General features: G+C 63.9%; 4 protein-coding genes and 1 pseudogene. All 5 read left to right on the forward strand.

The genetic code is table 11. From position 1 onward, the window contains the following. Nucleotides 1-378, forward strand: a pseudogene (locus A2Z13_04885) (hypothetical protein). A gap of 316 nt (nucleotides 379-694) precedes the next feature. Beyond that, a complete protein-coding gene (locus A2Z13_04890; GenBank protein OGP78474.1) occupies nucleotides 695-1,414 on the forward strand; it encodes a DNA-binding response regulator in 720 nt (239 codons plus the stop codon). Between the two features lie 3 nt (nucleotides 1,415-1,417). Continuing rightward, nucleotides 1,418-2,902, forward strand: a complete 1,485-nt coding sequence (locus A2Z13_04895) for a hypothetical protein (protein ID OGP78475.1) — start codon at nucleotides 1,418-1,420, stop codon at nucleotides 2,900-2,902. A gap of 405 nt (nucleotides 2,903-3,307) precedes the next feature. Continuing rightward, complete coding sequence (locus A2Z13_04900; protein ID OGP78477.1) at nucleotides 3,308-3,745, forward strand: peptide-methionine (R)-S-oxide reductase; 438 nt, start codon at nucleotides 3,308-3,310, stop codon at nucleotides 3,743-3,745. Between the two features lie 31 nt (nucleotides 3,746-3,776). Then, nucleotides 3,777-4,421 carry a peptide-methionine (S)-S-oxide reductase gene (locus A2Z13_04905; GenBank protein OGP78476.1) on the forward strand — a complete coding sequence of 215 codons (645 nt, stop codon included), beginning with the start codon at nucleotides 3,777-3,779 and terminating at the stop codon, nucleotides 4,419-4,421. Nucleotides 4,422-4,718: the final 297 nt, after the last annotated feature.

A 4,718-nucleotide genomic window follows, 5' to 3' on the forward strand; every position in this document is an offset into this window, starting at 1 on the left:
GGTATCGGGTTCGCCGTGCCCTCCAACATGGCCCGCCATGTGGTGTCCCAGTTGCTGACCAGCGGGAAAGTTCGCAGGGGATACCTGGGGATCTCCGGGAGGCCGCGCCCCCTGCCAAGGCGCGTCGTGCGGTTTTTCAACTTGTCCCGGGAGTCCGGCGTGGAAGTGGTTTCCCTCTCCTCCGGGGGGCCGGCGGAGGCGGGCGGAGTTCTGCCCGGAGACGTCGTGGTGGCAATGAACGGCCTTCCCGTGCAAAGCGTGGACGACCTCCACCGTCTCCTCTCCGAGGTGGATGTCGGGAGCCTGATACGCCTCGAGGTGTTGAGGGGAACCGAACGGTTGACCGTGGAGATCGAGGCGGGGGAGGCGGCGGTGTGACCCTCGGAAACAACGAGGACGATATCGGTCTGTCGGAGCGTGATGACCATCGAACGCCATAGCGCAAACATGGTCCACCCGGCTGCGAAGAGAAGCCACCAAACCATGCCTTTCCCCTGAATATCCCGGCGGTTGAGTGTTATGCCCCCGAAGGGAATTTCCAGGGATCCCGCCTGTTCCCTCCCGATTCGAAATGGACCATGATTCGGGTCGGATTTCACCGGGGCGCGGATCCGGGAGGGCGCCATCCGGACGAGCGCGACGGGGTGGATCCGGGGCGAGCGGATGCGGGTCATCGTTGATGGTACGATGGACCATGTCCCGCAATGTCCTCGTGATCGAAGACGACAAGGATATCGCCCGCCTGCTGGACCTCCATCTCCGGGACGAGGGATATTCGGTGGCCGTCGCATCCGACGGGAAGACGGGTCTGGCACAGGCCCTCTCGAAGCCCTTCGACATCGTCATCCTGGACCTCATCCTCCCCGGGATGGATGGGCTGGAGGTGTGCCGGGGGATTCGAAACCGGAAGGACTACACTCCCATCCTGATGCTTACCGCGAAATCGACGGATGTGGACCGGATCGTGGGGCTGGAGATGGGGGCGGACGACTACCTCACGAAACCGTTCAACGTCCGCGAGCTCCTGGCGAGGGTGAAGGCCCTTTTCCGCAGGGTGGAAGCGCTTCGCGCGAAGGATCCGGCGGCGCCGCAGAGGAAGATCGAATCGGGCGACCTGGTGATCGACCCGGAGAAACGGAGGGTGACCGTTCAGGGGAGCCCCGTGCATGTCACCGCGCGGGAATTCGACCTTTTGCTGGAATTCGCCCGCCATCCCGGCCGGGTGTACACACGGGCCCAGCTCCTGGACAAGGTCTGGGGGTACAGCTATCAAGGGTACGAACACACCGTGAACTCCCACATCAACCGGTTGCGGGAAAAGATCGAGAAGAACCCGGCCAAGCCCCGTTACATCCTGACGGTGCGAGGGGCCGGCTACCTCTTCGCCGAGCCCGGGGAACGGGAAACGGGGTAGCCGATGTTCCGGACGCTCTACGGGAAGCTCTCCGCCGTCCTGGCGCTCCTCTTCTTCGGAATCGGGATCCTCTTCGTCCTGCTCACCCTCTTCACGACGCGCGTCCACCTCCAGGAGATGACCCAGAAGCTCAACCGTTCCCTCGCCCGGCATATCGCCGCCGAGAACCCGCTGATCGAGGAGGGGCGCGTCCAGGATCTCGCGATCCGGGAGGTCTTCCACATGCTGATGGCTGTCCATCCCGGCATCGAGGTCTACCTCCTCGACAAGGAAGGGGGGATTCTCTCCTACTCCGCCCCCCCCGGGAAGGTGAAACTCGACCGGGTGTCGCTGGCGCCCCTTCGGCAGTTCCTGGCCGGGCAGGACACCTTCCCCATCCTGGGGGACGACCCGCGCAGCCCCGAGCGGAGGAATGTTTTCTCCGTCGCGCCGGTGCCCGTGGAGGGGCCGGTGGAAGGGTATCTCTACGTGATCCTGAGCGGCGAGGAGTTCGAAACGGTCTCCCGGATGCTCCAGGGGAGCTACATCGTGCGTCTTTCCGCCTGGGCTGCCGCCGGCGGGGTTCTCTTCGCGCTGTTGACCGGCCTGCTCCTCTTCTCCCGGCTCACTTACCGGCACCGCAAGCTCGCCATGGCGGTGGAGGAGTTCCAGCGAAGCGGGTTCTCCGACCCCCCCGGGATCGAGGGACGGTTCGCCGTCGGCAAGGGGGACGAGATCGAGCGGCTGGGGGCCGCCTTCGCGGAGATGGCGGAGCGGATCGTCCGGCAGATCCGGGAACTGCGGGAGGCCGACCGCCTTCGGCGGGAGCTGTTGACCCACGTTTCCCACGACCTGCGTACCCCGCTGACCTCCCTGCAGGGGTATCTCGAAACGCTCTCCCTCAAGGAGGGCGGGCTTTCCCCCGAGGAGCGGAAGGAGTATCTGAGGACCGCCGTGGGACACTGCCGGCGGCTCTCCACACTGGTCTCCGAGCTGTTCGAGCTGGCCACGCTCGATTCGCCGGATGTCGCGGTCCGCAAGGAACGGTTTTCGCTGGGCGACCTGGTCCAGGACATCCTGCAGAAGTTCCGGCTCGACGCGGAGGATAAAAGGATCCGTCTGTCCATGCGGATCGCGGAGGGGATCCCGTTCGCCTTCGCCGACATCGGCCTGATCGAGCGGGTTCTGCAGAACCTGGTCGGCAACGCCCTGCGGCACACCCCGGAAGGAGGGGAGATCGCCATCGAGGCGGAGGGGAAGGAGGCAGGGGTGACCGTCCGGGTCTCGGACACCGGATGCGGGATCCCCCGCGAACGTCTTTCCCGCCTGCTCGATCCCGTGGCGGGAAGATACGCCTACGCGGGGAAGGACGGGGAGGAGGCCGGGCTGGGCCTGGTCATCGCCCGCAGGATCCTCGAACTGCACGGAAGCGATCTTTCGGCCGAAAGCGCGGTCGGCGCCGGGTCGACGTTCGAATTCACCCTGCCGGCCGGCCGGCCGGGGGAATAAGCGCAGCCCCTACGCCCGAGCGGAACCGCACCTTCGTCCACCATCGCTTACCGTCGCATGTCCCCCCGAATTTTCCGTGATCGAAATGTGATCTTTCCGTTACGTCCACGTGATCCCGGCGCGTCAGCATGGAAGATACGGGGCGGGCGAAGCAGAGTCGCCCCCGAATACATCTTTACGGGAAAGAGAGGAGGCACATACACGATGGACACTGTGATGATGTGGAAAATGGGAAGGGGAGAATTCCTCCGGTATGCCGCTCTTCTGGCGGGAGGGACCTTGCTGGGTATTGCTCTCCCGCGCGGCATGGCACGCGGCACGGAAGGTTCGCCGGCTCGCACGGACATGAAAGGGACGGGGCCACAGAAAATCAAACTCTATTCCGCTGCGCAGGAGGGGTATGTCATGGCCGATAAAGTCCATAAGACGGAGCAGGAGTGGAAGAAGATCCTTTCGCCCGAGCAGTTCCAGATCACCCGGAAGAAGGGGACCGAGAGGGCGTTCACCGGGACGTACTGGAACCACGACGGGAAGGGGATCTACCGGTGTGTCTGCTGCGGGACCGACCTGTTCCGGTCGGAGACCAAGTTCGAATCCGGAACCGGTTGGCCGAGCTTCTATGAGCCGGTCGCGGCGGAGAACGTGCGCACCGAAACCGACACGGGCTGGTTCATGACGAGGACGGAGGTGTTGTGCGCGAGATGCGATGCGCATCTGGGCCACGTGTTCAAGGATGGCCCGAAACCGACCGGGCTCCGCTACTGCATCAATTCGGCGGCCCTTGCTTTTGCCAAGGCGGATCAATCGGAAAAGGAAGAGTCTGCCGGCGGCCGATCGCGTTGAATACCGGATATCCCGGGGAAGGAGCAGGACGATGTCAAAGTTGACGTTATCGTTGATCATCCTATCGTTCGTGTTCATCGCATCCACAACGGTCATGACCGGCAGCGGTTCAAAGGCGGAAACCAGGGAACCGGCTGCCGGGAAACGGGAGAAGGCGACCTTTGCCGGCGGCTGCTTCTGGTGCATGGAGGCGCCGTTCGACACCCTTCCCGGGGTGGTCTCGGTCACCGTCGGGTACGCCGGCGGGACCGTGGAGAATCCGACCTACGAGCAGGTGTCCGCGGGGAGAACCGGCCATGCCGAAGCGGTCCAGATCGTGTTCGATCCCTCCAAGACCGGCTACGGGAAGCTTCTCGGGATCTTCTGGCGAAACGTCGACCCGACTGTCAAGGACCGGCAGTTCTGCGACGTGGGGTCCCAGTACCGCACGGCCATCTTCTACCACAGCGAAGAGCAGCGACTGTTGGCCGAACAATCGAAGGAGGAGCTTGCGAAGACCAAGCCCTTCCCGGAACCGATCGTCACCGGGATCGCGCCGGCGGGCGAATTTTATCCGGCGGAAGAGTATCACCAGCACTACTACAAGAAAAACCCGATCCGGTACAAGTACTACCGCGCCGGGTGCGGTCGCGACCGGCGGCTCAAGCAGTTGTGGGGAGATGCCGCCGGCCATTGAGCGAAGCGTGGGATTCGATCGTCAGGATCGATTCCGGGAACCGGAATGCGTGCGGAGGTATCCGCGATGCCTCCCGATGACTCCTGCCCTTGAAACACGATACCGTCGCGCCCGATGATCCCCAGGACCCGGATGTCGTACCGGGGTGAGAAAATGAGGGGGAGATTCATCGCCCCCCTTTCTGTCCGTACGGTTTCCGTTCTTCAGAGACTCCGGGCCACCAGGACCGTCCCGGTGCCCGTAAGGACCGCTTCGCCCGCCGGGTTGGTGACTCTTCCCTCGATCTTCACGATCTCC

It is taken from the genome of Deltaproteobacteria bacterium RBG_16_64_85, from assembly GCA_001798885.1.
In the GTDB taxonomy this organism is placed as follows: domain Bacteria; phylum Desulfobacterota; class Deferrimicrobia; order Deferrimicrobiales; family Deferrimicrobiaceae; genus FEB-35.